The organism is Hyphomicrobium sp. ghe19, from assembly GCF_902712875.1.
Classification (GTDB): Bacteria; Pseudomonadota; Alphaproteobacteria; order Rhizobiales; family Hyphomicrobiaceae; genus Hyphomicrobium_B.
Window position 1 is genome coordinate 3605845 of record NZ_LR743509.1, and the last position, 26467, is coordinate 3632311.

Annotated in this window: 25 protein-coding genes and 1 pseudogene; 15 read left to right on the plus strand and 11 right to left on the minus strand. The window is 61.5% G+C overall.

Annotation, left to right across the window (positions count from 1 at the left end):
• The first annotated feature begins 7 nt into the window (after window positions 1-7).
• Window positions 8-1702 (plus strand): DUF4166 domain-containing protein, encoded by a 1695-nt coding sequence (locus AACL53_RS17065; RefSeq protein ID WP_339085747.1) that lies wholly within the window; start codon window positions 8-10, stop codon window positions 1700-1702.
• Here AACL53_RS17065 and AACL53_RS17070 read toward each other — a convergent pair.
• Window positions 1699-2424 (minus strand): thermonuclease family protein, encoded by a 726-nt coding sequence (locus AACL53_RS17070; protein WP_339085748.1) that lies wholly within the window; start codon window positions 2422-2424, stop codon window positions 1699-1701. The genes AACL53_RS17065 and AACL53_RS17070 overlap by 4 nt on opposite strands.
• Window positions 2425-2717: 293 nt before the next feature.
• On the opposite strand from AACL53_RS17070, the gene AACL53_RS17075 reads away from it, so the two are divergent.
• Together AACL53_RS17075 and AACL53_RS17080 are read left to right on the plus strand one after the other, a co-directional pair.
• A complete protein-coding gene (locus AACL53_RS17075; RefSeq protein ID WP_339085749.1) occupies window positions 2718-5063 on the plus strand; it encodes an AsmA family protein in 2346 nt (781 codons plus the stop codon).
• A 275-nt stretch (window positions 5064-5338) separates the two neighbouring features.
• Window positions 5339-5860 (plus strand): S-adenosylmethionine decarboxylase, encoded by a 522-nt coding sequence (locus AACL53_RS17080; protein WP_339086970.1) that lies wholly within the window; start codon window positions 5339-5341, stop codon window positions 5858-5860.
• A 121-nt stretch (window positions 5861-5981) separates the two neighbouring features.
• On the opposite strand, the gene AACL53_RS17085 is transcribed toward AACL53_RS17080, so the two are convergent.
• Window positions 5982-7433: an MFS transporter gene (locus AACL53_RS17085; RefSeq protein ID WP_339085750.1), complete on the minus strand. Its 1452-nt coding sequence runs from the start codon at window positions 7431-7433 to the stop codon at window positions 5982-5984.
• Between the two features lie 282 nt (window positions 7434-7715).
• On the opposite strand from AACL53_RS17085, the gene AACL53_RS17090 reads away from it, so the two are divergent.
• Together AACL53_RS17090 and AACL53_RS17095 are read left to right on the plus strand one after the other, a co-directional pair.
• Window positions 7716-9659: an acyl CoA:acetate/3-ketoacid CoA transferase gene (locus tag AACL53_RS17090; protein WP_339085751.1), complete on the plus strand. Its 1944-nt coding sequence runs from the start codon at window positions 7716-7718 to the stop codon at window positions 9657-9659.
• Window positions 9660-9802: 143 nt separating this feature from the next.
• Window positions 9803-10819 carry a S1C family serine protease gene (locus AACL53_RS17095; protein WP_339085752.1) on the plus strand — a complete coding sequence of 339 codons (1017 nt, stop codon included), beginning with the start codon at window positions 9803-9805 and terminating at the stop codon, window positions 10817-10819.
• Between the two features lie 74 nt (window positions 10820-10893).
• On the opposite strand, the gene AACL53_RS17100 is transcribed toward AACL53_RS17095, so the two are convergent.
• From AACL53_RS17100 to AACL53_RS17115, 4 genes and pseudogenes are all read right to left on the minus strand, one after another.
• Window positions 10894-11352 carry an SRPBCC family protein gene (locus tag AACL53_RS17100; RefSeq protein ID WP_339085753.1) on the minus strand — a complete coding sequence of 153 codons (459 nt, stop codon included), beginning with the start codon at window positions 11350-11352 and terminating at the stop codon, window positions 10894-10896.
• Window positions 11342-11668 (minus strand): helix-turn-helix transcriptional regulator, encoded by a 327-nt coding sequence (locus AACL53_RS17105; RefSeq protein WP_339085754.1) that lies wholly within the window; start codon window positions 11666-11668, stop codon window positions 11342-11344. Before AACL53_RS17105 ends, AACL53_RS17100 begins: the two co-directional genes overlap by 11 nt.
• Before the next feature lie 113 nt (window positions 11669-11781).
• Entirely contained in the window at window positions 11782-12117 is a 336-nt protein-coding gene (locus AACL53_RS17110; RefSeq protein ID WP_339086971.1) for a DUF971 domain-containing protein, read from the minus strand.
• 18 nt (window positions 12118-12135) lie between these two features.
• Window positions 12136-13344: pseudogene (locus AACL53_RS17115) on the minus strand (Mrp/NBP35 family ATP-binding protein); the annotation flags it as partial.
• 156 nt (window positions 13345-13500) lie between these two features.
• On the opposite strand from AACL53_RS17115, the gene mobA reads away from it, so the two are divergent.
• Together mobA and mobB are read left to right on the plus strand one after the other, a co-directional pair.
• Window positions 13501-14133, plus strand: coding sequence for a molybdenum cofactor guanylyltransferase MobA (gene mobA / locus AACL53_RS17120; protein ID WP_339085755.1), 633 nt, complete (start codon window positions 13501-13503; stop codon window positions 14131-14133).
• A 6-nt stretch (window positions 14134-14139) separates the two neighbouring features.
• The gene (gene mobB / locus AACL53_RS17125) at window positions 14140-14691 is read left to right on the plus strand and encodes a molybdopterin-guanine dinucleotide biosynthesis protein B (RefSeq protein WP_339085756.1); all 552 of its coding nucleotides are present in this window, start codon (window positions 14140-14142) and stop codon (window positions 14689-14691) included.
• 10 nt (window positions 14692-14701) lie between these two features.
• Here the strand turns inward: mobB and AACL53_RS17130 are convergent, their stop codons facing one another.
• Window positions 14702-14827: a hypothetical protein gene (locus AACL53_RS17130; protein ID WP_339085757.1), complete on the minus strand. Its 126-nt coding sequence runs from the start codon at window positions 14825-14827 to the stop codon at window positions 14702-14704.
• A 98-nt stretch (window positions 14828-14925) separates the two neighbouring features.
• Here AACL53_RS17130 and moaA point away from each other — a divergent pair, with 98 nt between their 5' ends.
• Window positions 14926-15975, plus strand: a complete 1050-nt coding sequence (gene moaA, locus AACL53_RS17135; RefSeq protein ID WP_339085758.1) for a GTP 3',8-cyclase MoaA — start codon at window positions 14926-14928, stop codon at window positions 15973-15975.
• 16 nt (window positions 15976-15991) lie between these two features.
• Here the strand turns inward: moaA and AACL53_RS17140 are convergent, their stop codons facing one another.
• Both AACL53_RS17140 and hpt read right to left on the minus strand, forming a co-directional pair.
• Complete coding sequence (locus AACL53_RS17140; RefSeq protein WP_339085759.1) at window positions 15992-16354, minus strand: response regulator; 363 nt, start codon at window positions 16352-16354, stop codon at window positions 15992-15994.
• A gap of 146 nt (window positions 16355-16500) precedes the next feature.
• The gene (gene hpt / locus AACL53_RS17145; RefSeq protein ID WP_339085760.1) at window positions 16501-17043 is read right to left on the minus strand and encodes a hypoxanthine phosphoribosyltransferase; all 543 of its coding nucleotides are present in this window, start codon (window positions 17041-17043) and stop codon (window positions 16501-16503) included.
• 167 nt (window positions 17044-17210) lie between these two features.
• Between hpt and ftsE the strand changes: the two genes are divergently transcribed.
• The 7 genes from ftsE to AACL53_RS17180 all read left to right on the plus strand — a co-directional run bounded on the left by ftsE (window position 17211) and on the right by AACL53_RS17180 (window position 24358).
• Window positions 17211-17867: a cell division ATP-binding protein FtsE gene (gene ftsE, locus AACL53_RS17150; RefSeq protein WP_339085761.1), complete on the plus strand. Its 657-nt coding sequence runs from the start codon at window positions 17211-17213 to the stop codon at window positions 17865-17867.
• Complete coding sequence (locus AACL53_RS17155) at window positions 17851-18963, plus strand: ABC transporter permease (protein ID WP_339085762.1); 1113 nt, start codon at window positions 17851-17853, stop codon at window positions 18961-18963. Before ftsE ends, AACL53_RS17155 begins: the two co-directional genes overlap by 17 nt.
• Window positions 18964-19147: 184 nt before the next feature.
• Window positions 19148-19792 carry a YdcF family protein gene (locus AACL53_RS17160; RefSeq protein WP_339085763.1) on the plus strand — a complete coding sequence of 215 codons (645 nt, stop codon included), beginning with the start codon at window positions 19148-19150 and terminating at the stop codon, window positions 19790-19792.
• Entirely contained in the window at window positions 19785-20585 is an 801-nt protein-coding gene (locus tag AACL53_RS17165) for a 1-acyl-sn-glycerol-3-phosphate acyltransferase (RefSeq protein ID WP_339085764.1), read from the plus strand. Before AACL53_RS17160 ends, AACL53_RS17165 begins: the two co-directional genes overlap by 8 nt.
• Before the next feature lie 175 nt (window positions 20586-20760).
• Window positions 20761-21063: a hypothetical protein gene (locus AACL53_RS17170; protein WP_339085765.1), complete on the plus strand. Its 303-nt coding sequence runs from the start codon at window positions 20761-20763 to the stop codon at window positions 21061-21063.
• A gap of 168 nt (window positions 21064-21231) precedes the next feature.
• The gene (locus AACL53_RS17175) at window positions 21232-23646 is read left to right on the plus strand and encodes an adenosylcobalamin-dependent ribonucleoside-diphosphate reductase (RefSeq protein WP_339085766.1); all 2415 of its coding nucleotides are present in this window, start codon (window positions 21232-21234) and stop codon (window positions 23644-23646) included.
• Between the two features lie 289 nt (window positions 23647-23935).
• Window positions 23936-24358, plus strand: coding sequence for a hypothetical protein (locus tag AACL53_RS17180; RefSeq protein ID WP_339085767.1), 423 nt, complete (start codon window positions 23936-23938; stop codon window positions 24356-24358).
• A gap of 19 nt (window positions 24359-24377) precedes the next feature.
• Here AACL53_RS17180 and AACL53_RS17185 read toward each other — a convergent pair whose 3' ends face one another.
• Entirely contained in the window at window positions 24378-25334 is a 957-nt protein-coding gene (locus AACL53_RS17185) for a prephenate/arogenate dehydrogenase family protein (protein ID WP_339085768.1), read from the minus strand.
• Window positions 25334-26437 carry a histidinol-phosphate transaminase gene (gene hisC / locus AACL53_RS17190; protein ID WP_339085769.1) on the minus strand — a complete coding sequence of 368 codons (1104 nt, stop codon included), beginning with the start codon at window positions 26435-26437 and terminating at the stop codon, window positions 25334-25336. The genes AACL53_RS17185 and hisC overlap by 1 nt, the downstream gene beginning before the upstream one ends.
• Window positions 26438-26467 lie beyond the last annotated feature (30 nt).

Genomic DNA, 26467 nt, shown 5'->3' on the forward strand with positions numbered 1-26467 from the left:
GGGAGCCGTGCTTCGCCGGATCGTGCTGATAGGAGCGACTGGCTTCTTCGGACGGCGGCTTGCACGGCGCCTCGCCACCATTCCGGATGTCGCGCTCGTGTTGACATCTCGCAGTGAAGAGCGAGCTCGAGACTTCGCAAAAACACTAGAAGGGGGTGAGCACATCACCCCCTTTTCTTTTGAGCGCGACGATGCGTCGAGCGTCGCGCGGCTCGGGTCTCTATCTCCGTGGCTCGTCATCGACGCTTCGGGACCGTTCCAGTCAGCCAGCTACGATCTTGCACGTGCAGCGATTGGGTTCGGCGCGCATTGGATCGATCTCGCCGATGCTCGCGACTACCTTCTTGGTTTCGGCGCTGCGCTGGACGCAGGGGCCCGGAAGAAGGGGGTCGTTGCGCGTGCGGGCGCGAGCTCGACACCCGCCTTGTCGATGGCTGTCGTCGCGGACGTGACCGATGGCTGGCAGCGCGTCGACAGCGTCGACATCGCAATTTTGCCCGGCGGCGCCGGTGACGTCGGCGAAGCCGTCATTCGCGCAATTCTTTCGTATGCGGGCGCAAAGATCACGGTCTACGAAGAGGGTGCAGAAAGAGAGATATCCGGATGGGGCAGCGTCACCCGCGCAAAGATCGCGCGGCTCGGAACTCGCTACCTGTCGCCGGTCGAGACGGCGGACGCAACGCTGATGCAGCGCCGCTTCAACGTCGCGTCGCGCGTGTCGTTCAGCGCGGGCCTTATGTCCCGCGTCGAACAATTCGGGCTTGTTGCTCTCTCGCAGATGAGACGGCGCGGGTTGATTTCACGGCCGGAAACCTTGGCGCCTCTTCTTGGGAAGGCGCGGCGGGTAACGCGCCTGTTTGCTACCGATCGCGGCGGCATGACAATCACGTGCGCCGGGCTCGACGCGAACGGCCGGCAGATTTGCGCTCGCTGGTTTCTTCATGCGGAGAAGGATGCAGGTCCCGACGTTCCGGTTCTTCCGGCTGTTGCTTTGACGCGATCGCTGCTTCGCGGAGGGGGCGAAGCCGGTGCGGGAATTGCGGCCTTGCCGCTCGCGGCAATCGAAGCCGAGATGACGCGGCCGTCACTCACGACGACGCGCACCATACAAAGCGAAGGCGACACCTGCCTTCTTGCGTTGGCGTGTGGGGAAGACGCCTATAGGCGGTTGCCCAGCGCACTTAGAGCTTTTCACGATCAGAATGCGCCGCCTGTCTGGTCCGGCAAAGCCGACATCGACGCTTCGAACTCGATCGCGAGACGTTTACTGAGGGCGATCGTCGGCTTGCCATCTCCGGCGCGAGGCGTCGGCGTAACCGTTACAGTTGATCGTTCCGGTGGCGAAGAAATCTGGCAACGGAATTTCGATGGCCAACGCTTTGCTTCTCGTCTCGCGTACAAGGGTAAGAACGTCGTTTCAGAACGTTTCGGGCCGATCGAGATCCTGATGGCGATCGAGGCGGACAGCGTTGAGGTTCGGATGCCAGTTGCCGGCTGGCGCATTGGCCGGATCAGACTTCCGCTCATGCTTGCGCCGACATCCGAGACACGCGAATTTGTGGGCGAGGATGGCCGCTTTCATTTCGACGTTGCAATCGGACTGCCGGTCGTCGGGCTCTTGGCGCATTATCGCGGCTGGCTGGAGCCGAGGACCGGTTACGCTCTCGCTCGGAGCCCGGTCGCATCTTCATGCGCCGACTAGTTGGCGGATGCGGGCCGCCAGCCGGCTGCGGTTGCTTCTGCCTCGGAGCAGAACCAGCGCTTGCCGTGTCCTCCGTCCATCCGGACCTTGTCGTACCAAGTTCCCCACGGCATGTGATAGATGCGGCCGCGGGACGAAACGTTGCCTTTGATCGCGCAACCTTTCGGAGCTGCGACTTCGGCGACCTGCCATTCGTTACGGCGGTAGTCCCAAGGCGCTTGCGCCTGTCCTTGCCAAACGCCGATCTTTTCCCGGCGCGCTTCAGCTTCGATGCCGACGTAGGTGGTCGAATATTTGACGAAGGCCCAGGCGAGCCCTGCGCGCACCATCGCCTCTTCGATGTCGATGCCATCCACGAAGCACGTCGCGAGCGTCCGGTGATAGCGATCGGTGCCGGTGCGGTCGCAGGCGATCTCTTTATGTTCAACCAACTTCCGCAACATCGCCGCGGCAGCCTTTCCGCATTCCCACGTCGCCCCGGTCGCTGTTTGACATGTCTGCGTCAACTCCGGCGCGTCGATGCCTTCAAGACGAACGCGTGTCTGCCCGACGTCGAGAGTATCGCCGTCGACGACTCGGCCTGCGCCTGAGATGATTGCCGGTTGGCCATTCTCCGGGACCTTCACTGCAAGGGCTGCAATTGGCGGAATTGCCAGGAGAAAAAGCGCACCTGCCCGAAGGCAAGTGCGCGATAGTCGAGACGGGAAAGACAATTCTGGCATGGGTCTATCCTGAAGGAGGGATGCTGCACAACCTTGGCGATAGCGTGTTATAATTATGCAACCCATAAGGGATTCGTCTCCCGGGCGCCAAAAGCAACGGGACGTCAGGAGGCGAACTGAAAAACGTGAGCGAGACGCCTGACTCACCGACTGACTGGTTCACCCACAGAACAGCGGGCGCCCGGAGCGCTTTGACCTTGCGCCGCAGGGGTAAGCGGCCCGTAAGTGACATAATTCGCAGCGATATTTCCGCCCGCATTACGCGGCCCGTTCGCCGCCCTTAAGAGGACTGCATGCCCTACACTCCCGCGCCGCCTCCGCTGCCGCCGATAAGGCCGAGCTTCGAGCGCGCACCTCTCGGATCGGGTCCACGCCGCACGCCTCCGCCCCCGGGCGGCGGCGGTGGGCATCGGAGTCCGCCGGCACGACGGGGCGGCCTCTGGACGGGCATCCTCTATGTGCTGCTCTTCATCGTTGCGGTCGGTGGTGCCGGCGTTGGCTACCTTCTTCTCAATCCGCCGAGCGACCTGATCCGCCAGAAGATCGCCGAAGAAGTGAAGGCGCGGACCGGCCGCGATCTCATCATCGCCGGGCGGGCGTCCTTCACATTTTTCCCGGTACTCGGTCTCTCATTGAAAGACGTGTCGCTCTCGGGCCCGCCCGGAATGGACGGCGCGTTCCTGAATGCTCAAGCGCTCGAGGCCAGCCTCGATCCGATGACGCTTTTGGAGCGCCAGCCGAAGATCACTGCGGTGACGCTCAAGAGCCCTGTTCTGGATCTCCGCATCGATAAGGAGGGCCGCCGAAACTGGAAGTTCGCGGCCCGCTCCGCACCGACGCGGGTCGCCGAGTTGCAGATGCCCGGAACTCAGCGCGACACTGCCCCGATAGAGATGGCGATGGCGGAAACCGGCGCCGGACCCGATGCGGCCGATTTGAAAATCGAAAACGTCAGTGTGGAGAATGGGACGTTCCGCTTTACCGACGACCGAACGGGGAAAATTTCGGTAGTCTCCCAAGTCAACGTCACGCTCGGGCTGCCGTCTCTCCAAAGCCCGCTCGTCGCTAACGGCAATCTCGTCTGGCGCGAACAGCGGCTCGACTTCGACGGCAAAGTCGCCGACGTCCGCGCGATCGCCGCCGAGAAGCCGACGCGACTCTCCTTCAACGCCCGGAATCCATTGATTACGGCGTCCTATGACGGCGGCCTCCTTATCAAGGAAGGGGCTACCCTCGACGGCAAGGTTTCCGCGCAATCGAATTCGGCGCGCGAGCTTGCCACGTGGTTCGGCACGCAGCTGCCGCCCGTCAGCGGCTTCGGACCCATGTCGATCCAGGGCACGCTGAAGACAGCTCTCAACGTGACGGTGTTTTCGGATGCCGCATTCAGTTTGGACGGCGCGGATGCCAAGGGCCAGATCAAGGTGACGACCGGCGGCGTCCGGCCGTTGGTGGAGGCCGATCTCGCCGTCTCGGAACTGGATCTCAACAAGTACCTGACAGGCGCGGTCATTGGCCGGGAGGCTAGCGCGCCGACGGCCGGCGGCGAAGCCGTTCCTGCGGCTGCGCCGACGCCATCAACGCCGGAGCCGCCGGTTGCGCCGAAGCAGCCGACACCGGCGACACCGGATCAGATCCAGAAATTGCTGGAAGGCTCGAAAGTTTATGGCTTCGCGCAGCGCGAGGGATGGTCCAGCGAGCCGCTGAACCTGACGCTCCTCGGCGTCGCCGACGGCAATGCCCGCGTGAGCGTCGAGAAGCTCCATTTCAAGAACATGTCGATCGGCAAGTCGTCCGTCGACGTTGCCGTGAAAAACCTCGCTATGCAGGCGAAATTCAACGATGTCGCGCTTTACAAGGGGCATGGCAGCGGCGTCCTCGCCGTCAACGGATCGGGCGGAAACGCGAACGTGGCCGCGAACTTCAAGCTCGATAACGTTTCGGCGTTGCCGTTCCTCAAGGATGCTGCAAATTTCGGCTGGGTTTCGGGCAACGCCAATGTCGCCCTGCAGCTCTCTGCAGACGGCGCGAACCAACTGCAGCTGATCGAAAGCCTCAACGGAACAGCCGGCTTCCAATTCGCGGACGGCGCCGTCGTTGGCTTCAATCTGCCCGGCGCCATACACGGGCTCACCCAAGGCAACCTCGGTGCGCTCAAAACGTCGCCGTCGGAAAAGACCGACTTCACCGCGCTCGGCGCCTCGTTCACGATTACCAACGGCGTCGCGCAGAACCAGGATCTGCAGCTCATCAGCCCGATGCTGAGGGTGACCGGCGCGGGCACGGTCCGCATGCCGGAGCGGACGGTCGATTATACGGTCAGGCCGAAGCTCATCGCTTCGGCGGAGCCCCAGAAAGGCAACGCCGAGGCATCCGGAATTGAAATTCCGGTCCACATCACTGGCTCCTGGGACAACCCTTCCTACCGGCCCGATTTCAAGGCCGTGCTGTCGGATCAGGATAAGACCGTCGAGACGATCAAGCAGATCGGCAAAAAGTTCAAAGGCAAGAATCCGAACGAGATCGTCGATCAGCTCTTCGGCAAAAAGGCCGACGAGGATCCGACGAGCCCAGCTGCGACCAACAAGAAGAAAGCCAAAGATCTGCTCAACAAGTTCCTCGGCAAACAGGACCAGTGAGCTGCACGATTGTCGCGTTTCGATCGCTCGATCGGAGTGTTGTTTTATCTTCGGTTAAGTCGATGGAACACCAGCACGAAAAAAAATCCGCATAGGGGGCAAAAAGATCTTGCGTAGGGGGGGCGTTGGCCTCATATGCACCCTCTCTCGTCTGTCCACCTGCCAACATGGTCGAGGTTTTCCAGAACCAATGAGGTAAGGAGCGGGCGAGTCAAACCTATCTGCTGGTTGGGGAGGGTCACATGGCCTTTAATGACACCCTCTTCCAATTGGGGATGGACTTGACTCGTTCAAGCACCGCCCAAGAGGAAGATTTTTCGCGCGCTGCGTTCAACACGGAAGTAGAAGACTCGACGAGTCCGCCTACTGGACAAAGCGTAAATAGTGCAGGGACTACGATCTTTATCGATCTCCACGGCGCCAAGCGCCTCGACGACGTCAAGTCGGCCGAGCGTGCGACAAAGCGTGCCGTCGAGAGCTTGGGCCTCAAGCTCAAGAGCCTCCACCTCGATCGCGTCGCCGGCGGCGGCGTATCGGGTGTCGCGGTCTTGGGCTCCGGGCACCTGTCTTTGCAGGCTTGCTCGCGGAGCGGCTTTGCCGCCGTCGACGCGCGCGGTTGTACGGGACTGAAGCCGGCATCGGCTTTGCTCGCACTCGCCGAAGCGTTCGGCGCGCGCGAGGCTGTCATCCGGCGGGAGCGGACACTGTCCGACCTGACCGTGCCTGCCCTTCGCGTCGTGCCCAGAGCACCGCGTAAGGCTCAGCGCCAGAAGGCTCAAGCGAAGAAAGCGGCTTAAGCCGCTTCGCTCTCTTCAATCCCAGCGATAGTGGCCGCGATCGGAACTCTCCGATCGCGGTTTTCAGGCTTGGCCACGCCTCAGCCTTAGCCGGACTCAGGCGTTTCGGCTTGGCGACAGCTTAGCCAACGTGGCCCTCGCTCAGGCGAGCGACTTCCTTGGCCGGCTCCGCCGCCTTCAGCGCTTCCGTCGGCAACATCGAAGCGCCGGCCGATGGCGATAGCTTCCTGAAGAACAGGATCGACGACGCCGACACGAGCGCGATCAAGATGAAGACCGGCGGGAAATGCACCGCATCGATGGCAGTGCCTCCGGCGACGCGCTGCATACCTTCCAGCCCCATTGCGGCGATCGTGACGCCGACCGAGCCTGACAGCTCCTGACAGACAACTGCGAAGCTCGTCGCATTGCTCAATCGCTCCGGCGGTATGTCGGCATAAGCCAGCGTGTTGACGCTCGTGAACTGAAGCGAGCGCGACAGCCCTCCCATTAGAAACAGGGCGATGATCAGCACCGGCGAGGTCGTGAGCGAAAACATCGCCGGGAAAGCCGTAAACAAGCTCGCGACGATGGCATTCACCATCAGCACGCGCCTGAAACCGTAGCGCTTGATGATCGTGGCGGCCTGGGTCTTCATGAAGATGGCGCCGATGCCGGTTGCGAACGTCATCAGCCCCGACTGAAACGCCGTCATTCCAAAACCCGATTGGAACAGCAGCGGCAGCAGGAAGGGACCAGCTCCGAGACCCGTGCGGAAAAGAAAGCCGCCGAGGACGCTCGCTCGATATGTCGGGATCGCAAGCAAGCGGAAATCGATGATGGGCGTGGGCACGCTGAAGGCGTGCCAGACGTAAGCGCCGAGCAGTGCTGCACCGGCAGCCGTGATCAGGAACACCGTTTCGGGTCCGACGATGCCGAGGCCCATCAGCGTGATGCCGGTCAAGAACATCGACAGACCTGGGCCGATCAACAGGAAGCCGCGCAAGTCGAAGGTGTTCGACGTTTTTTCACGCACGTCTGGAATGAAACGGGTGATCAGCACGAGCCCGAGAAGCGCGACCGGAATATTGATCCAGAAGATCCAGCGCCAATTGAAGTACGTCGTGATGAAGCCGCCGAGCGGGGGCCCGAGAACCGGTCCGACAAGCGCCGGTACGGTTAACCAGGCGATGGCGTTGATCATGTCCGACCTCGGGATCGTGCGGAGCACGATCAGGCGGCCGACCGGGGTCATCATTGCTCCGCCGATACCCTGGAGGATGCGGGCAGCAACGAGCGTGCCGAGATCCGTTGAAAGGCCGCAGGCAATGGAGCCGGCCGCGAACACCACCATCGCAGCGCGAAAGATGTTCTTGGCGCCGAAGCGGTCCGCCATCCAGCCCGACGCGGGGATGAAAACAGCAAGCGCCAAGAGATAAGTCGTCAGGGCGAGTTTAAGGTGAATTGGATTGGCGTTCAGATCCTTAGCGATCGCCGGGAGCGAGGTCGCAAGCACCGTCGCGTCCAGGTTCTCCATGAAAAGAGCCGTGGCCACGATCAGGGGGATGAAGTTGCGTCGGATCAGTTCGGTCATCGCGGGTGTCTAGCATCCTAACGCTTCCCGGCCAGCCTTTCCGGCGTGCGGCTTACGCAGGTCTCGAATGCGGAAAGGTGCGGCATAAGCCCCTCGCCACCCCTCGGATAGGTACCTATTACCCCCTTGAGTGGTGCATGCCCATTCGAGCTAAGCTATGCGCGAATGGCGGTCCGGCCGACAATCCGGTGTCCGACATAAAACAAAACAACAGCACGGCCTCTACAGAGACCGCTCGAAGTCTCATCGAAGCCTGGACTGTGACTCGGGGAAACGCATCGCATGTCTACCAATAAGGTCATTTCGGCTGACGAAGCTATCGCCCTCATTGGCGAAGGCGCTGTGGTTACGACAACGGGTTTTGTCCAGAGCTGCATTCCGGAGGCGCTGCACGCAGCCCTCGAGAAGCGCTTCGTCGAGACAGGAGCGCCGCGCGATCTCACGTTGATCATGTGCGCAGGCGCCGGCGACAGCAAAGGGCTCGGCACCGGCCGGCTCCATCACGAAGGCCTGTTGAAACGTGTCATCGCCGCGAACTTCGGGCGCATGCCTAAGGTTGCGCAGGCTGCCCAGGAAGACAAAATCCAGGGTTACAACCTTCCCCAAGGCGTCATTTCCAAACTCTATCGCAGCTGTGCATCCGGCAGCCCTGGTCTTTTCACTCGCGTCGGCCTCCATACCTATGTCGATCCGCGCCTGGGCGGCGGCAAAGTGAACACGCGGACCAAAGAGGATCTCGTCAAGCTCGTCGAGGTCGATGGCAAGGAGTGGCTGTTCTATAAGGCGACCCCGATCAACGTCGCTCTCATCCGTGCGACGAGCGCCGATCCGCAAGGCAATCTCAGCATGGAAAGGGAAGCGCTGACGCTCGACGTTCTGGCGCAGGCCATGGCGGCGCACAACAACGGCGGCATCGTCATCGCTCAGGTCGAGCGCATTGTCGCCGAGGGCTCGATCAAGCCGAAGGACGTGAAGGTTCCGGGCATCCTGGTCGATTGCGTCGTTGTTGCCGATCCGCCCGAGATGCATCGCATGAACTACGGCGTCATGTATGACCCGGGTCTTGCAGGCGAAGTGCGCGTCACCGTCGACAGCCTGCCGACGATGGAACTCGACGAACGCAAGATCATCGCGCGCCGCGCCTCATTCGAGCTGCCGCCGAACGGCGTCATCAATCTCGGCGTCGGGGCGCCGGACGGCGTTGCGAACGTCGCCAACGAAGAGAAGGTGACGCCCTACCTCGTCATGACGACGGAAGCGGGCGCGGTCGGCGGCGTGCTTGCGGGCGGTTCGAGCTTCGGCTCATCAGCCAATGCGCATTCGATCCTCGATCAGAACCAGATGTTCGACTTCTATCACGGCGGCGGCCTCGATCTCACTTGCCTCGGCATGGCGGAATGCGACAGCCTCGGCAACGTCAACACGAGCAAGTTCGGCGGCAAGCTCAACGGCTGCGGCGGGTTTATCGACATCTCGCAGAACGCACGCGCAGTCGTTTTCGCGGGGACGTTCACCGCCGGCGGCCTTCAAGTCGCGATCGAGGACGGCAAGCTGCGCATCGTCAAGGAAGGACGCGCGCGCAAATTCGTGAAGCAGGTCGAGCAGGTGACGTTCTCGGGCCAGTACGCCGCGCAGAAGGCGCAGCCCGTTATCTATGTCACCGAGCGTTGCGTCTTCCAGCTGACCGATCACGGCCTCGAACTGATCGAAGTGGCGCCCGGCATCGATATCGATCGGGATATCCTTGCACACATGGCGTTCAAGCCGCACATCCACTCGCCTGTGACGATGAACCCGCGTCTTTTCCTCGATCAGCCGATGGATCTGCTGGCCGATCTCTTGAACAAGAACCTCAAGGACCGCGTCAGCTTCGACTCCAAGCAGAAGATCCTCAACCTCAATCTCGAAGGCTGGAGCGTCCGCAAGAAGGCCGATATCGCGGACTTGAAGAAGGTGATCGTCGAAGCCTGCGAGGCAATCGGCGGCCGCGTCAATGTCGTCATCAATCAGGCCAGCTGCCGGATCGCCGAGGATCTCTACGACGAATACGCCGATATGGTCGCATACGTTACAAAGCACCACTATGGCCGCTCCGCCCGCTATGCGACGAGCGCGCTTACCCGGCAGAAACTGCTGGAAGCACTGAGACGGCGCGGACTCGATACGCACGTCTTCGCGAACGCGGCCGAAGCGTACGACTTCCTTCAGCGCGAAGCGGCGGAATAGACGTCAGCCAGCGGATCATCATCGTTCGGTAGATTTGACCGAACGATGACGCATGCCTGGAATGCGCCGCAGTGCTGTGCGGGACTTGATGGACGTGAGGCTCGTCGCCATTTGTTCGCGACCTCAATTCCTCGGGTGCAATCATGGAACACAGCATTTTTTGGGTTCTCGACGATACGGGCATCGAACGCGACGGCGGCCGCCAAGACGGCGTTCAGCGCAATGACGTCGCGCTCATGGACGCCTACAGCAACGCCGTCGTCGATGTCGTCGACACGGTGTCTCCGACCGTCGTGCATGTCCAGGTTCGCAGCTCGCGCGGCGGACGTACGGGGCAAGGCTCTGGCAGCGGCGTCATCGTTTCCCCGGACGGTCTCGTGCTGACCAACAATCACGTCATCGACGGCGCGCAATCGATCACGCTCGCGCAAGGCGACGGCCAACGATTCGGCGCGCGCCTCGTCGGGCGCGATCCCGATACTGATATCGCCGTGTTGCGCGCGGAGACCACGGAGCGGCTGAAGTTTGCGCGGCTGGCCGATTCCAAGAAGCTTCGCCCTGGGCAGATCGCCATCGCGATCGGCAATCCGCTCGGCTTCCAGTCAACGGTGACGGCCGGCATCATCAGCGCGGTCGGACGGTCGTTGCGCGCCGAGAACGGTCGCCTCATCGACGACGTCATCCAGACGGACGCCGCGCTCAACCCCGGCAACTCCGGAGGTCCGCTCGTCAATTCGTCCGGTCACGTCATCGGCATAAACACCGCGACCATCATGGGTGCGCAGGGGCTCTGCTTCGCTGTCGCATCGAATACGGCTGAATATGTGCTGACGCAGATCCTAAGCCACGGCCGCGTCCGCCGTGGCGTGATGGGCATCGTTGCCGAACACGTTGTGCTGCCGCAGCGCATCCGGCACGCGCTTGGGCTCACGCAAGCGGGCGCGATCGGTATTCGCAGCGTGCAGAACAATGGCCCGGCGGAGGCTGCGGGACTGATGGCAGGCGATATTCTGATCGCGGTCGACGGCGTCGCCATTGCCGGTGTCGACGATGTTGCTCGCGTTCTCGATGCCGGCCGCATCGGTCAGAAGGCGATCCTTACGGTCCTGCGTGCTGGAGAAAAGCTCGAGTTTTCGATCGTTCCGGAAGAGCGGAGTTAGACTTCTTTGGTGGCGCACGGCGACTCCGCTACGCGGAGCCGGCCGCCGTGCGTGAGGGCTAGCGCTGTTGTGGCCTATTCATGCGAACACGGACTTTGACCGCCAAGCGCCTCGCCAGTCTCGAGCATGCTCTTCAGGCTAGACAGAATCTTCGGCCAACCGCCCGAAACGCTTTGAATGAGTTTCGAAGCAGGTTTGTCGATCTCATGCACGACGGTGAGCTTCACTGATTCCGGGGTCGGCTCGAGTTCGATCGTGCAAACCGAATAACCCTCCGCCTTGAGCTCAGGGCTGAATTCACTTCGCCATTTGATCACAATACGCTTCGGCTTCTCGATTTCGATAATTTCGCCCTCGTCGGCAATGCGTTGGTCGGGAAGGACCATTTTCCACGAAGCGCCCTTCGTCCATTCACTCTCGAGTATCGCGCCGAACCAATAGATTCGGGTGAATTCCGGCTTTTGAAGCGCGTCCCACAATTTCTCGGGCGTGGTGCGGATGTACGTGACGTACACAAACCGATCATTTGTCATCGTGCTTTCCTTCCAGGTTTTTCTTGAGTTCATTCAGCGCCCGCAAACGCGAGCGCTCGAACTTTCCGATCCAGCGATCGGCGATTTCGAAGATCGGAACGGGATTGAGAAAATGCAGCTTTTCGCGGCCTTCCTTGCGCGTCGCGATCAGGTTCGCCTCTTCCAGGATGGAAAGATGCTTCGTGACCGCTTGACGCGACATGTCGTGCCCTTCGCAAAGCTCGCTTAGCGTCTGGCCGTTGCGCGCATAAAGCCTGTCGAGAATTTCTCGACGGACCGGATCGGCAAGTGCCTTGAAAACCGCATCCACGCTCATGACCTAAATATGCAACCTTTTGGTTGCCTGTCAAGTGACAAGCTTTCTGCGGCTGGAGAGCCGCGATAAATCAATCTGTGATGATGCGCGCTTGGATAGCTACTCGCGCGTCACTACTCGCGCGTCAGGCCTTTGGCGGCGAGTTCTTCGAGGTATTGGCCCCAGCGCTCATCTTTCTCGCGGCCGATCAGGTGGAGATAACCCCAGGTGAAGAGCCCGGTGTTGTGGCCATCGTCGAAGGCGATGCGCGTCGCGTAATTGCCGACTGGGCTCAGTCCCGTGATCTTGACGTGCTTCTTCCTCGGCACGGTGATGCGCTGCGACGGCGAGTGCCCCTGGACCTCTGCGGAAGGACTGACGACGCGCAGGAATTCAGCCGGCAGTTCGAACGTGCGGCCGTCCGGAAATGCCGCCTTCAAAGTTTTTCCGCCGTCGATGAGTTCGAGCAATGGCGGCGGCGTCAGTGTGCCCTTGGCGCGTTCGACCTCCGTCCACGTGCGTGCCGCCAATTCGCGGAAAATTCCTGCGTGCACGCTATCGGGTGCCGCAACAGTCACGGGCTTGCCGCTATCGGACGTCTCGCGGATATCCATATGCAGCGGTACTTCGCCGAGGAACGGCACGCCGAACTTCGCCGCTTCGTCGCGCGCGCCGCCGTGGCCGAACACGTCCGAGCGCTCGCCGCACTTCGGGCAAAGGAAATAGCTCATGTTCTCGATGATGCCGAGGATCGGGACCTCGACGCGCTTGAACATCGCAATGCCTTTGCGGGCGTCAATCAGTGCGAGGTCTTGCGGCGTCGATACGATCACGGCGCCGGACAGCGGAACGCTCTGCGAGATCGTCAACTGCACGTCGCCGGTGCCGGGCGGCATGTCGATGACGAGCACGTCGAGATCGCCGGTGGTACCTGCCCAATCGGTATCGCGGAGCATCTGTCCGAGCGCCGACACGACCATCGGTCCGCGCCAGACGACGGGCGTTCCTTCGTCGACGAGGAATCCCATCGACATGACTTTCAGGCCCCAGCCTTCAAGAGGCTTGATGACCTTGCCGTTGCTGACCGTCGGTTTCCCGGTGATGCCGAGCAACCGCGGCTGCGAGGGTCCATAGATGTCGGCATCGACGATGCCGACTTTCATCCCGATAGCCTGGAGGCCGAGCGCAAGATTGACGGCGACCGTCGATTTGCCGACGCCGCCTTTGCCGGAGGCGACTGCGATGACGTGCTTGACGCCGGGGATGGCTTGCGTTTTCGCGGCGGCGCTTGCTCCGGCCGCAGCTTGGCGCGGACCTGCCGCATCGCCGGTCGCGCCCTTGGCGCGCGCCTCTTGCACGCGTGGGTGCTCGGGACGTGGGCCCGACATGGCTTTGATCCCGCCAGCCGGCGCTCGCGGTGGCGGCGGAGCCTGTCGCGATTGTCCGCCTTGGGCTTCGGCGGTCAGCACCGCCGTCACTCCGGCGACGCCCGCGATATCGGCCACGACTTTCTCGGCTGCGAGGCGCAGCTGTTCAAGCTCTTCGGCGCGGCTCGCTGGAATCGTGATCGAGAAATAGGGGTGGTCGTCCTTGATGAAGATCTCGGACACGAGACCAAGATCAACGATGTTGCTTTCGAGGTCTGGACCTTTGACCCGACGCAGGGCGGCAAGCACCTGTGTCTTATCGACTGGCATGAGCGTCTCCCGGGGCGCCGAAGCAGCGCCAATTTCTATCCGCGCGATATAAGTCCGGGCGGCGACGGTGGAAAGGTACAATGTGGCGGCTAAACCGCCGGAGCCCAAATATTCCCGCGACTTGCACCCTTTCGCCAGGAACCCTAATCGTTGCGCATGCCTAATTCCGATCAGATCCTCGGCGTCATTCTCGCGGGAGGCCGCTCCCGGCGCTTTGGCGGCGGGGACAAGGGGCTTGCCGATCTCGGGGGGCAGCCGATCCTCGCGCACGTCATCGCGCGATTTCGCCCTCAGGTTGGCCGGCTTATCCTCAATGTCAACGGCGACCCGATGCGGTTTGGCGCTTATGGGCTCGAGACGATCTCGGATGAAGAAAATCCGGAGCTTGGTCCTCTCAGCGGACTTCTCGCGGCTATGGATTGGGCGGCGCGACATGCGCCTCGGTATATTGCGATCGCTACCGTTTCCGCCGACGTTCCGTTCCTGCCGGAAGATCTCGTGGCGCGGCTCAACGCAAGCCGGGGTGACGGCGTCGCGATTGCGAGGTCCGGGGACCGCCGGCATCCGACGATCGCCGTTTGGCCGACGAGCTTTAGGCGAACCATTGCAGAGGCCTTGGATAAGCGTGCTTTGAGCGTTGATAGGCTCGCAGCCGATCTCAATGCTGTTGCGGTCGCCTTTCCGATGCGCAACATTCAGTGCGCAAACGTCGACCCTTTTTTCAACATCAATACGCCTGACGATCTTTCAACAGCCCGCGCCCTACTCGCCGGATCCACAGAAGGATAACAAGCCTTGGGCAACGAATTTCGATTTTCTCAATCATCGCCGCTGTTCGGCATCGCGGGCTGGTCGAACTCGGGCAAGACGACGTTGATCGAAAAGCTGACGAGGCACTTTGCGGGCCAAGGACTTCGCGTCGCGACGATCAAGCATACGCATCATAAGTTCGATATCGATGCGCCGGGAAGCGATACGGCCCGGCATCGCGCCGCGGGCGCGGCTGAGACGGCGATCGTCTCGGGCTCTCGCGTTGCGGTGATCGAGGAAATCGAGTCCGCCGGCGAGCCCGCACTCGAAGCCGTGGCGGCACGGCTCAATCCTTCGGACATCATTCTCGTCGAGGGTTACAAGTCGGCCAACATCCCGAAGATCGAGGTCCGGCGTGCGGCCGTCGCATCCGAAAAGCTGTTGGCGCCGACGGATCCACTCGTTCTCGCCATTGCGGCCGATTACGAGGTCGATGCGCACGGGAAGCCGGTGTTCGATCTCAACGACATCGATGGCATCGCCGCGCTGATCGTCAGGACGCTCGGCCCGTTCAAGCGCGTCCAACAAAGGGCCTAAGTGGGCCCGCTCACGCATGGCCGCTGAAGCTTGAAAAGGTGCGGAGCAGCTCGTCATTCAAAAAGGCCAAAACGAGCAGCCAGATCACGGATGCCGTGATGAAACCGAGCACGAAGTAAACCGCCGGACTTTTCATATTTTTTCCTCCCGCAGGTACCTTAATACGGTTTAAGACAACCTGACGCGAGTGCCGAGCTTGCCCTTGGCGCTCGAAGGTACGATATGGAAACGACCATGGCCTCTTCCGGAGATGCTTCGATGCTGGGCGACGTTGCCCAAACGACCGATACGCCTCTGATCGATCCCTACGGCAGGAGTATCGAGTATTTGCGCGTGTCCGTGACGGACCGGTGCGATTTTCGCTGCGTCTACTGCATGACGGAGCACATGACGTTCCTGCCGAAGCGGGATCTCCTGTCGCTCGAGGAACTCGACCGGTTGTGCGCGGCCTTCATCCGGCGCGGCGTCAAAAAGCTGCGCATCACGGGTGGAGAGCCGCTTGTGCGCCGCAACATACTTTGGTTGTTCCGGGCTCTCGGCCGCCATCTCGAAACGGGTGCGCTCGAAGAGCTGACGCTGACGACGAACGCGAGCCAGCTCGAAAAATATGCGAGCGAGCTTTATTCCGCAGGCGTGCGGCGGATCAACGTATCTCTCGACACGCTCGATCCGGTCAAGTTCAAGGCAGTGACCCGCTGGGGCGATCTCGGGACCGTGCTTCGCGGCGTGGACGCTGCGGAAGCTGCCGGCATAAGCGTCAAATTCAACGCCGTGGCGCTGAAGGGTATCAACGAAGACGAGATCGAGAGTCTCGTCCGCTTCGCGCATGGCCGCGGCGCCGACTTGACCCTCATCGAGACGATGCCGCTCGGCGATATCGGCGAAGACCGGACGGATCAGTACCTGCCGCTGTCGATCGTACGCGCGCGCCTCATGGATCGGCTGACGCTCGAGGACAATCCCTATCGAACGGGCGGCCCTGCACGCTACGTGACCGTTAGGGAGACGGGCGGCCGTCTCGGCTTCATTACGCCGCTCACGCATAACTTCTGCGAAAGCTGCAACCGCGTACGCGTGACGTGCACGGGTCAGCTCTACATGTGCCTCGGCCAGGAAGACGATGCGGACTTGCGCGCGCCGCTCAGGGCTTCTGCCGACGACACGGCTCTCGACGCCGCTATCGTCGAAGCCATCTCGCGCAAGCCCAAGGGCCACGACTTCATCATCGACCGGCGCACCAAGAAGCCTTCGGTCCGCCGCCACATGAGCGTGACCGGCGGCTGATCCCGCGCGTGCCTCGTCAGGCGAGAACGCTTTTCACGACCTGCTTGATCTGATCGAGCGTGAACGGTTTCGAGATCGACAGGAGGCGCCGGACCCGGAGGCGCGCCGCGCGCTCGAGCTGGTCGGTGAAGCCCGACATCAATACGACCGCGAGCGCGGGCTTCATGGCGAGCGCCTTCTCGGCCAGCGATATGCCGTCGAGCTGGGGCATATCCACGTCGGTGATCAGGATGTCGTAGGCGGCGCCGTTGGCGCTGAGAGACTCGAGCGCCTCGATGCCGTCCTGTGTGACATGAACCGTGTGGCCGTCGGAACTCAACGCCCGTCTCACGAGGTCGCGGATCGCGGCATCGTCGTCTGCGAGCAGGATCGTCGCCATCTACCGCCCCCCTCATTTTAGTTTGCGCATGACGACTCGCGTTCCGCGAGCCGGCCGTCATGCGCGGAAAGAACCCGTCGTTTGCGCATGACGACCCGTGTTCAGCAAGCCGGCCGTCATGCGCGGAGAGAACCACTCATTCCAGTCTAATCGACGAGGCGGCCCACGAAAGGCAGCTCCCTGTAGCGGTGCGCGACGTCCATGCCATAGCCGACGACAAACACGTTCGGGCATTCGAAAGCACAATAGTCCGGTTCAATCGATACGGCGCGAGGGGCCTTCTTGTCGAGCAATACGCACGTTTCAATGCGGGTCGCGCCGCGGGCCGAAATCAAGTCCTTGGCGAAAGCCAGTGTGCGGCCCGAATCAAGGACATCGTCGATCAGGATGACGTGGCGATTCTCAACGTCGAGATCCAGGTCGCGCAGGATAGACACCTGGCCCAACGATTCGCGGCTTTTCCGATAGCTCGAAAGTGTTAGGAAATCGACTTCCGGGGCGAGGCCCGCAGCATAGAGCGCCCTCAGCAAATCGGCCGCAAAGACGAAGCTGCCCTTCAGAACGGGTACAACCAGAAGGTTTTCAGGCGCTCTGGCGCTGATTTCCGCGGCAAGCACCCGGAGCCGGGCCTGAATATCCTCAGCGGAAAAGATTGTTTCGATGGTTTGTTTCGCGTTTGAATCGGGCATCTATTTATTCCTGTCGTTCAGGGCGACCGGGTGTCCGGGACCCTGACTGATCTTGTGTACACGACTGCGCCACAATCGTAATCGATTGATCATTGTGTCCGCCACGTGTCTATACGCGTCGGGCATTGCAAACTGCTCCGAATATCCACTGCCAAGGCAAATACCTCTTGATTCGCTTGACGAATGTCGGACTGAAATACGACAGAGGGCCCGAGGTGCTGCAGGATGTGACATTCCATCTGCGGCCGGGTTCCTTTCACTTTTTGCATGGCGAATCCGGAGCGGGAAAATCATCGCTGCTCCGGCTGATGTTCATGTCGCTGCACCCGAACCGCGGGGAAATCCGCATGTTCGGCGAGGACGTCACGAAGGTCAGCCCGCAAAAGCGCGCCCAGATGCGGCGGCGCATCGGCATCGTGTTCCAGGATTTCAGGCTGCTGGACCATCTGACCGTTTGGGAGAACGTCGCACTTCCGCTCCAGGTCGTCGGCAAGAAGCCTTCCGACTACCGGGAAGATGTGACGGATCTATTGCAATGGGTTGGTCTGGGCGACCGGATGTATGTTAATCCATCCGTTCTTTCGGGTGGCGAGAAGCAACGGGCGGCCATCGCACGGGCGGTCATCGGCAAGCCGGAAGTGCTGCTCGCCGACGAGCCGACGGGTAACGTCGATCCGCAAATGGCGCGACGCCTGCTCCGACTATTCGTCGAGTTGAACAGACTCGGTACCTCCGTCGTGATCGCGACGCACGATCATCAGCTGATGCGGCAGTTCAAGGCGCCGCGCATTGAGGTGCACAAGGGCCATGTCCGGATCATCTAGCCGCTTTCCCGGACGCGTCGAGCCAGCGATGCCGCTGCCGGCGTACGATCCTTACGACGACCCGACCACGGGCGTGACCGCGCGCACAGCAGGCTATCCTCCGCAATATGGGGACACCGAACCGACGGTGACAGCGGAAGATCCGCAACGCAGTCTCAAGCCTCCCGCACGTGACCGCGATAGCGCGCGCAAAATGAAGGTGACGGCTCCGGTCGTTCCGCCGGGCTCGGTCACCGGCCGATCGCTGACGCTCGTCATCGGGATCATGTGCTTTCTCGCCTGCCTGACGTCGGGCGCCGTATGGATGATCAAGGAATCGTCGGATGCCTGGCTGAACGACATCGCCAGCGAGGTCACCGTGCAGGTCATTCCGCAAGAGAATGGCAATATCGACAAAGCCGTTGCCGACGTCGTCGGCTATCTGCAAAAGCAGCGGGGCATCGCCAACGTCAATGCGCTGAGCCTCGAGCAATCGGCGGAGCTTCTGCAGCCGTGGCTCGGCTCGACGGATGCGCTGAAGTCACTTCCCGTGCCGCGCTTGATCGCCGTCGAGGTCAACCGGACCAACCCGCCGGATCTCGCCGAGATCGGAACTACTCTCGGCCGTGATTTCAAAGGCGCTTCGCTCGACGATCACCGCCGATGGCAGCAACAGATCCGGGCCGTCACACGGTCGCTGGCATTGGGCGGCATCGCGATCCTTGTGCTCGTCGGAGCGGCAACCACAGCTATCATCGTATCGGCGACGCGCAGTGCGATGGCTTCAAATCGAGAAATCGTCGAGGTGCTCCATTTCGTCGGCGCCACGGACAAATTCATTTCCCGCGAATTCGAGAAACATTTCTTGAGACTCGGGATAAAGGCAGGGATCGTCGGAGCGAGCTGCGCAATGCTCGTTTTCATTTGTATGCCGGCGATCACCGAGATGTTGGGGGGCGGCGCCGTCAGTGCCGTGGAAATGCAACGCCTGATCGGTACCGGGGCGCTCGATTCGCTCGGCTACATCATTCTGGGACTCGTCGTCGTAACCATAGCCGGCCTTTGCATGGTGACATCCCGCGTTGGCGTTTATCGCATCCTGAATGGACAGCACTAACGGCAAGCAGGCAAAACTTAGACTTCGCCCACGTGCTAAGCCGCGCGAATTCGTGTAGGGCAAAGCCCGACTGGCGCCGCGAGGTGGCTGCGTGAGCCGTCCAAATCGGTTACACTTCGACGGTGAGGCGACGGCAGATAGACAGGCGATAAGAACTGGCGACACGAACAAGCACATCCCGCAAATGAAAATGTTCTCACACGCAATCGTTGTCCTGCTGGCGCTCGGCGCGGCCGCGCTGGCATTTGGATTCGTGCTGTTTGCGGTTTCGGTCACCCGGGATGACGCCGCGGATTTGGACAAGGCCGATGGCATCGTCGTGCTGACCGGCGGCGACAATCGGATCGAGGCGGGTGCGAAGCTTATGAGCGAAGGGCGCGCCAAGCGCATGCTCATTTCGGGCGTCAATCGCAAGGTCAGCCGCGAAGAGATGCAGCGGATCGTCCGTATCGATAATCGCGTTTTCAATTGCTGCGTCGACCTCGGATACGAAGCGCTCGACACGGTCGGCAATGCCGACGAGACGAGAACGTGGGCCAATACGAACGGCTACTCGAAGCTGATCGTCGTGACCTCGCGCTATCACATGCCTCGCAGTCTCGCAGAGCTGGCTCTCGTCATGCCGGGAGTCACGCTCCTGCCATATGCGGTCACTCCGAAGCGCTTCCCTGAGACGGCCTGGTGGCTGCACGTCGCGACGACGAGGGTGCTGCTTTCCGAATATCTGAAATTTCTCCCGGCCGTCGCTCGCCTCACCGCGCAGCGCGTCATCGATTGGCGCGACGGGCAATCGGTCGCGATCGTCCCACAGAAGCGCGCCGATGGCTGAGCAACCGCTGCCTGGACCCGGCGCATTGGTCGTCGTGCGTTCGCTCATTTATTTCGTCGTCTTTTACGTCGTCACTGCGCTTTATCTGGTGCTCGGCTCGTGGCTGCTCATCGGGCCGCGATCCTGGGCGATGAAGGGTCTCGAGGTTCACGGGCGGACGTGCGTCTGGCTGCTCCGCCTGATTTGCGGAACCAAGCTCGAGGTTCGCGGGCGCGAAAATGTGCCGAAGACGGGCTGCCTCGTCATCGCCAAGCATCAGTCGGCCTGGGACACTTTCGGGCTCATTTCGCTCTTTCGCGATCCGGCGATCGTGCTCAAGGACGAGCTGAAGTGGATCCCATTCTACGGCTGGTTCTGCGTCAAGTTCGAGCACATTCTCGTCAAACGCGAGAAGGCTTCGGCGGCACTCAAATCGATGATCCGAGACGCCCGGCAACGCATTAGTATCAACCGCGAGGTCGTCATTTTTCCGGAAGGTACCCGAACGATACCGGGTTCCTCTCCCGATTATAAACCCGGCTACGTCGCCCTCTACGAAGCGCTCGGTGTCGCCACAGTGCCGCTAGCGCTCAACTCCGGACTGTTCTGGCCGCGCCGCAGTCTCTGGCGCTATCCAGGGACGATCGTCGTCGAGTTTCTGCCGGCGCTGCCGCCCGGATTGCCGCGCGCCGAATTCCGCTCGCGCGTCGAATCGGCGATCGAAGCAGCGAGCACGCGGCTCATCGAGGAAGCTGCAAGAAGCCCTTCGCCGCCGCCGCTCGCACTGGCCTACAGGCGCGCGCACGCCAGCTGACGTTGTCCACAGCACCGCGAAGCAAGCAGGGCCCGTCTAAATCGCATGATGTGCGGATGCCGCAATGCGGGGGAAATCGTCGTTCCCGCATGGTTTGTTATGCACGGATGCCTCTTCGATATGGCACGGTCGAGCCCTCATCGTTTTTCTCGTTTTCCAATCATGGAGACTTCCAATGCGCACTGCCGCCCGAATGATGTGGGCCGTTATCGCCGTCGCAGGCGCTGCCATGGCGGCTGCGCCGGCGGAAGCCAAAGACTGTTTCAAGAAAGCCGCCGAAGGCGTCGCCCTCACCGAGAAGCTCGCCCATTTCCAGGTCGATGCGGCCCTATTGCAAGCGACCGACTGGAGCATCTATTTCACCTGGGTATCCGGCAACGGCACGCCCGGCTATTCGTTCGGCCCGCGCCGCTATAAGTGCAGCGCCGGAACGATCGGCTGGCAGTGCAAGGGCGAAGCGACGCTCTGCAAGCTCTAAGAGCGGCGATTTCGACTGATCTACAAAGCCGTCGGCCCGTTGATCCGGGCTGGCGGTTTTTTGTTTGTGGAACGAGGTCGCCTCAAACCGTTTGACAGAGAAGGATTGAGAACATATAGTGAACGCGGATTGAAGATGGGGCTTTAATACCCATATTCAGGGCACCCGATGAGCGCGATTTTTTCAGATCTTCCGGCCATTTCCGACGCTATCTGGCGGCGTAAATATCGCTTTGCCGGTTCGTCGACCGTCGCGGCGGACTGTACGATCGAAGACACGTTCCGGCGGATCGCGGCTGCTGCGGCGTCGGTCGAGAAGCCGGCAGCGCGAGAGAAGTGGGCCAGCGCCTTTTACGATTCGATGTCGGACTTCGGCTTTCAGCCGGCCGGGCGCATTATCGTGGGGGCCGGTACCGACCGGAACGTCACGCTCTTCAACTGCTTCGTTCTGGGCCGAATCGGCGACGACCTTTCGAGCATTTTCGACAACGTCAAAGATGCGGCGCTGACGATGCAGGCGGGCGGCGGCATCGGTCACGATTTCTCGACGCTTCGCCCGCAGGGCGCGCCGGTCAAAAGCATCGGAGCGGACGCATCGGGGCCTGTGAGCTTCATGGATGTCTGGGACGCGATGTGCCGGACGATCATGTCGGCCGGTCAACGCCGCGGGGCGATGATGGCGACGCTTCGATGCGATCATCCGGACATCGAGACGTTCATCGCGGCGAAGGCGGATTCGCAGCGGCTGCGGAATTTCAACCTCTCGGTTCTCGTGACCGACGCGTTCATGGATGCTGTGAAGCGCCGCGCATCATGGGACCTCGTTTTCGAAGGCAAGATTTACAAGACGGTCGACGCACGCGCGTTATGGGACAAGATCATGCGTGCGACGTATGATTATGCGGAGCCCGGCGTCATCTTCATCGACCGGGTGAACGCCGCGAACAACCTCGAATATTGCGAAACGATCTCCGCAACGAACCCGTGCGGGGAGCAACCGCTTCCTCCTTATGGCGCCTGCCTATTGGGATCGATCAATCTCGCGCGCCTCGTCGAACATCCGTTCACGCCCGCAGCAGATATCGACCTCGCGAGGCTCGAAGCTCGCGTCGCGATGGCGGTTCGGTTTCTCGACAATGTCATAGATATCTCGCGCTATCCGCTCGAAGCGCAGGCCGCGGAAGCCCGTGCCAAGCGCCGCATCGGCCTGGGCATCACAGGCCTCGCGGATGCGCTGATTTTTCTTGGGCTTCGTTACGGCAACGCGGCGGCGCGGGAAAAGGCTGCCGAGTGGATGGCCGCGATCCAGAACGCTGCCTATCGGGCGAGCGCGGCTCTTGCGGCTGAGAAAGGCGCATTTCCGCTTTACGATGCAAAGGCGTTCCAGTCGCGTCCTAACGTTTTGCGGCTCGACGCGGATGTGCGCGAGGCGATTGCTGCAAGCGGCGTTCGCAACGGCTGCCTGACATCGATCGCTCCGACGGGCACGATCTCTCTTCTGGCCGGTAACGTGTCGAGCGGCATCGAACCGGTGTTCGACTTCGTCTACCAGCGTCGCGTCCTCGGCGACGGACAGACGGCCACCGAAGAGACCGTCGAGGATTACGCTTACCGGAAGTTCCGCGCCGCATCGGGAGACGATGCGACACTGCCTGAAGCATTCGTCACCGCCGACACGCTATCACCCGCCGAGCACATCGCGATGCAAGCGGCGCTGCAGCCTTTTGTCGACAGCGCCATTTCGAAGACGATCAATTGCCCTGAGGGTATTTCCTTCGAGCAGTTCGAACATATCTATGCCGAGGCTTTCGATCTCGGACTGAAGGGGTGCACGACCTATCGGCCGAACGCGATCACGGGCGCTGTCCTCTCGCGCGCCGCGCCTGTCCGCACAGACGAGGAGCCGCTCGATGAGATTACGGCTCCCGCCGTTGCCGGTCAGCGCGCGCCGGCGCTTAGAGCTATCGAAGATCCGGCGAAGGCGGGCGACGTCGTTTACATGACGAAACCGCTCGAGCGCGACGCTGCGCTCGAAGGCGTAACGTACAAGATCAAATGGCCGGCAAGCGCGCACGCGCTTTACGTGACCATCAACGACATCGTTCGCGACGGGCGGCGGCGGCCGTTCGAAATCTTCATCAACACGAAGAACCTCGAACATTATGCCTGGACGGTCGCACTGACGCGGATGATCAGCGCCGTCTTCCGCCGCGGCGGCGACGTCACGTTCGTTGCTGAAGAGTTAAAGGCCGTCTTCGATCCCGAGGGTGGCCGGTGGATGGGCGGGCGTTATGTTCCGAGCCTGTTGGCTGCCATCGGTGACGTCATCGAGCAGCATATGATCCACATCGGGTTTCTCGTGCGTGACGACGCCCTCCCGGAGATCACTCCGAAACGCCAACCGATCGCGGCCGTTCAGCGAATTGGTGCGGATGGAAATGCGGAGCCCCGTCGAGACGACGCTCAGGGCCACGGCTTTCCCGTTGCCTCGGCGCGCATTTGCCCGAAATGCGGAGAGCGGGCGCTGAGGCATATCGAAGGCTGCTGGACATGCGCGAATTGCGATTATTCGCGTTGCGGATAAGCCCCCGCGATTAACACTACTCCATGTCGGTTGCCGCGCCTCGCGGCTCTGCGCGGGGCTTTCGGACCTCGAATGCTAACGCGCGTTGACGTTTGCGGGAATTTCGCCCGCGGGCTCGCGCGGAGTGTTTTCAATCCAAGCCGTTTTCAACACTTCGTTGACCATCGAGGCGCGGATGAGGCAATCGCGTCAAATTTTCGAACCAAAGTTCACCATTCCTCACAGTCCGGCGGGTATCACGGTTTCAACGAAGAATTCGGTGTGTATTTGCCGATAAGGGGTGTGCGTTATGAGTGCCGAAATTATCCAGCTTTCCGCGTTCCGGGATCGCCGGCAGACAGTCGAAGCTGCGCCGCAGGCAAGCGTCGGGACGATGGTTCCGGAAGCGCCGCCGAGATTTCATTTCTGGACCGGAGCTTCGGGCAAGCGCTACGTGCACACGGTCTACGGCCTCTTCGACTGCCCGACACTGGAAGACGCCAATTACATTCTGGTCCGCCGCGCTGATCGTTCACGACGCACGGTGCTCGCCATCGGCCGGCTCGCCAACCGCTGCCCGACCCAGAATCTCGCGGAGATCCGCCAGCACTCGGCGGTGCTCGGAGCAGATGAAGTTCACGTGCATTTGCTCGCATCGTCATCGCAGGAAGCGGAAGCCGTCGAAGCCGATCTCATCACCGCGCAGTTTCTGATGGAGCCGCACTCGGCTTAAAACGCGCAGCGCATCGGGATTAATTCGAGCCGTCTTTTGCGCGTGCCGGGCTTCGGCCGAAATCGGGCTGCGCCGTATCCTGGCCAGCCTGGATGATGCCGCGGCGGATCGCGCGCGCTTCCGTGAAGAGACGCTCCAGCGTCGCGCCGTCTCCAAAGCGGATGGCGCGTTGAAGCGTGATGAGGTCTTCCGAGAAACGGCCGAGCATCTCGAGAACGGCGTCTTTGTTGTTCAGAAAGACGTCGCGCCACATCACCGGATCGGATGCCGCGATGCGCGTGAAATCGCGGAAGCCGCCGGCCGAAAACTTGATGACTTCGCTATCGGTCACGCGCTCGAGATGGGCTGCCGTGTTGACGATGTTGTAGGCGATCAAGTGCGGGACGTGGCTCGTGATCGCGAGCACCATGTCGTGATGCTCGGGCGACATGATCTCGACGTTGGAGCCGAGCTTGCGCCAAAATTCTTCCAGTTTCGCAAGCGCTGACGGATCTGCGCCATCGCCAGGCGTCAGGATGCACCAGCGTCCATCGAAGAGTTCGGCGAAGCCTGCGTCGGGGCCCGACTGTTCGGTTCCGGCGATCGGATGCCCGGCAATGAAGTGGACGCCCTCGGGCATATGCGGTGCGATGTCTTGGACGGGTGCGGCCTTCACCGAGCCGACGTCAGAGACGATGGCGCCCGGCTCGAGATGCGGTCCGATGGCTTCGGCGATTTTCTTGTATGCGCCCACCGGCGTGCAGAGGATGACGAGATCGGCGCCTTTCACGGCGTCGGCGGGATCGGCATAGGCCTTCCTCACCAATCCGAGTTCTTCGGCCCGGCTCCGCGTCTCGGGCGCGACCGCGCAACCGACGATGTCGCCGACGAGCCCAGCGCGGCGCGCGGCGTGGCTGATGGAAGAGCCGATGAGGCCAATTCCGATAAGAGACAGGCGCTTGAACATCGGCTTTGTTGCGGTTTCGGCTGGGGCCATCAGGCCGTACCCTTCAAGTAACGAGCGAGCGCATCGATGACTCGCTTGTTGTCGGTCTCGGACCCGATCGTCATGCGCAGCGCGTTCGGAAATCCGTATGCGCCGACCTTGCGCACAATGATGCCCTGCGATTTCAAGAATTCATCCGCTTCCGACGCTGTCTTGCCTTTGAGGCCGTCGAAGTGAAAGAGGACGAAATTCGCGACGCTCGGCGTGACGGTGAGCCCGAGCTTCTTCAGCTCGCTCTCGACCCACGGCAGCCATTTGTCGTTGTGAAGCTTGGCGCGCTCCAGGTGCGCGATATCCTCGATCGCGGCGGCGCCGCTGGCGATTGCGGGCGCCGACAGATTGAAGGGCCCGCGAATGCGATTGAGCACATCGGCGATCTCCGGCGGGCAATAGGCCCAGCCGATGCGCAGTGCGGCAAGTCCGTAAATTTTCGAGAACGTTCGCGTCATGACCGTGTTCGAGGTCGTGGCGACGAGTTCGAGCCCGGCTTCGTAATCGTTCTTGCTCACGTATTCCGAATAGGCGGCGTCGAGCACGAGCAGGATATCGCCGCGCAGACCGGCGCGCAGGCGGCGCACTTCCTCTATCGAGATGTATGTGCCTGTCGGGTTGTTCGGGTTGGCGATAAAAACCACGCGCGTCCGCGGCGTCACGGCTGCGAGGATCGCATCGACATCGGTTTTCAGATCGTGCTCCGGCGCGATGACCGGCGTCGCGCCGTTCGTCAGGATTGCGATCCGGTAAACGAGAAAGCCGTGGGCGGTGTAGATCGCCTCGTCTCCGGGGCCCAGGTAGCCGCGGGCCAAGAGGCCCAGCAATTCGTCGGAGCCCGATCCGCAGACGATGCGGCGCGCATCAAGCCCGTAACGTCGGGCGATGGCTTCGCGAAGCTGTGTCGCCTGGCCGTCCGGGTAGCGCTCTAGTTCGCCCGCTGCCGCCTTGAATGCCGCGATTGCCGCAGGGCTCGGTCCAAGCGGGGTTTCGTTCGACGATAGCTTAACAGGGGGCAAGCCGCCGCCAGCCTTGCTTTCGCCCGGCACATAGGCCGCAATGTCCAGGATGCCAGGACGTGCAATTGGTGCAGTAATCACCATATATTGTCTCGAATTCTTGAACGGTATTGC

Bases quoted from the DNA above. Each gene is read 5' to 3' on its own strand.
- AACL53_RS17070 (WP_339085748.1), bottom strand. From the start codon at position 2,424: ATGCCAGAATTGTCTTTCCCGTCTCGACTATCGCGCACTTGCCTTCGG.
- AACL53_RS17075 (WP_339085749.1), top strand. From the start codon at position 2,718: ATGCCCTACACTCCCGCGCCGCCTCCGCTGCCGCCGATAAGGCCGAGC.
- AACL53_RS17080 (WP_339086970.1), top strand. From the start codon at position 5,339: ATGGACTTGACTCGTTCAAGCACCGCCCAAGAGGAAGATTTTTCGCGC.
- AACL53_RS17085 (WP_339085750.1), bottom strand. From the start codon at position 7,433: ATGACCGAACTGATCCGACGCAACTTCATCCCCCTGATCGTGGCCACG.
- AACL53_RS17090 (WP_339085751.1), top strand. From the start codon at position 7,716: ATGTCTACCAATAAGGTCATTTCGGCTGACGAAGCTATCGCCCTCATT.
- AACL53_RS17095 (WP_339085752.1), top strand. From the start codon at position 9,803: ATGGAACACAGCATTTTTTGGGTTCTCGACGATACGGGCATCGAACGC.
- AACL53_RS17100 (WP_339085753.1), bottom strand. From the start codon at position 11,352: ATGACAAATGATCGGTTTGTGTACGTCACGTACATCCGCACCACGCCC.
- AACL53_RS17105 (WP_339085754.1), bottom strand. From the start codon at position 11,668: ATGAGCGTGGATGCGGTTTTCAAGGCACTTGCCGATCCGGTCCGTCGA.
- mobA (WP_339085755.1), top strand. From the start codon at position 13,501: ATGCCTAATTCCGATCAGATCCTCGGCGTCATTCTCGCGGGAGGCCGC.
- AACL53_RS17130 (WP_339085757.1), bottom strand. From the start codon at position 14,827: ATGAAAAGTCCGGCGGTTTACTTCGTGCTCGGTTTCATCACGGCATCC.
- moaA (WP_339085758.1), top strand. From the start codon at position 14,926: ATGGCCTCTTCCGGAGATGCTTCGATGCTGGGCGACGTTGCCCAAACG.
- AACL53_RS17140 (WP_339085759.1), bottom strand. From the start codon at position 16,354: ATGGCGACGATCCTGCTCGCAGACGACGATGCCGCGATCCGCGACCTC.
- hpt (WP_339085760.1), bottom strand. From the start codon at position 17,043: ATGCCCGATTCAAACGCGAAACAAACCATCGAAACAATCTTTTCCGCT.
- AACL53_RS17155 (WP_339085762.1), top strand. From the start codon at position 17,851: ATGTCCGGATCATCTAGCCGCTTTCCCGGACGCGTCGAGCCAGCGATG.
- AACL53_RS17160 (WP_339085763.1), top strand. From the start codon at position 19,148: ATGAAAATGTTCTCACACGCAATCGTTGTCCTGCTGGCGCTCGGCGCG.
- AACL53_RS17165 (WP_339085764.1), top strand. From the start codon at position 19,785: ATGGCTGAGCAACCGCTGCCTGGACCCGGCGCATTGGTCGTCGTGCGT.
- AACL53_RS17170 (WP_339085765.1), top strand. From the start codon at position 20,761: ATGCGCACTGCCGCCCGAATGATGTGGGCCGTTATCGCCGTCGCAGGC.
- AACL53_RS17175 (WP_339085766.1), top strand. From the start codon at position 21,232: ATGAGCGCGATTTTTTCAGATCTTCCGGCCATTTCCGACGCTATCTGG.
- AACL53_RS17180 (WP_339085767.1), top strand. From the start codon at position 23,936: ATGAGTGCCGAAATTATCCAGCTTTCCGCGTTCCGGGATCGCCGGCAG.
- AACL53_RS17185 (WP_339085768.1), bottom strand. From the start codon at position 25,334: ATGGCCCCAGCCGAAACCGCAACAAAGCCGATGTTCAAGCGCCTGTCT.
- hisC (WP_339085769.1), bottom strand. From the start codon at position 26,437: ATGGTGATTACTGCACCAATTGCACGTCCTGGCATCCTGGACATTGCG.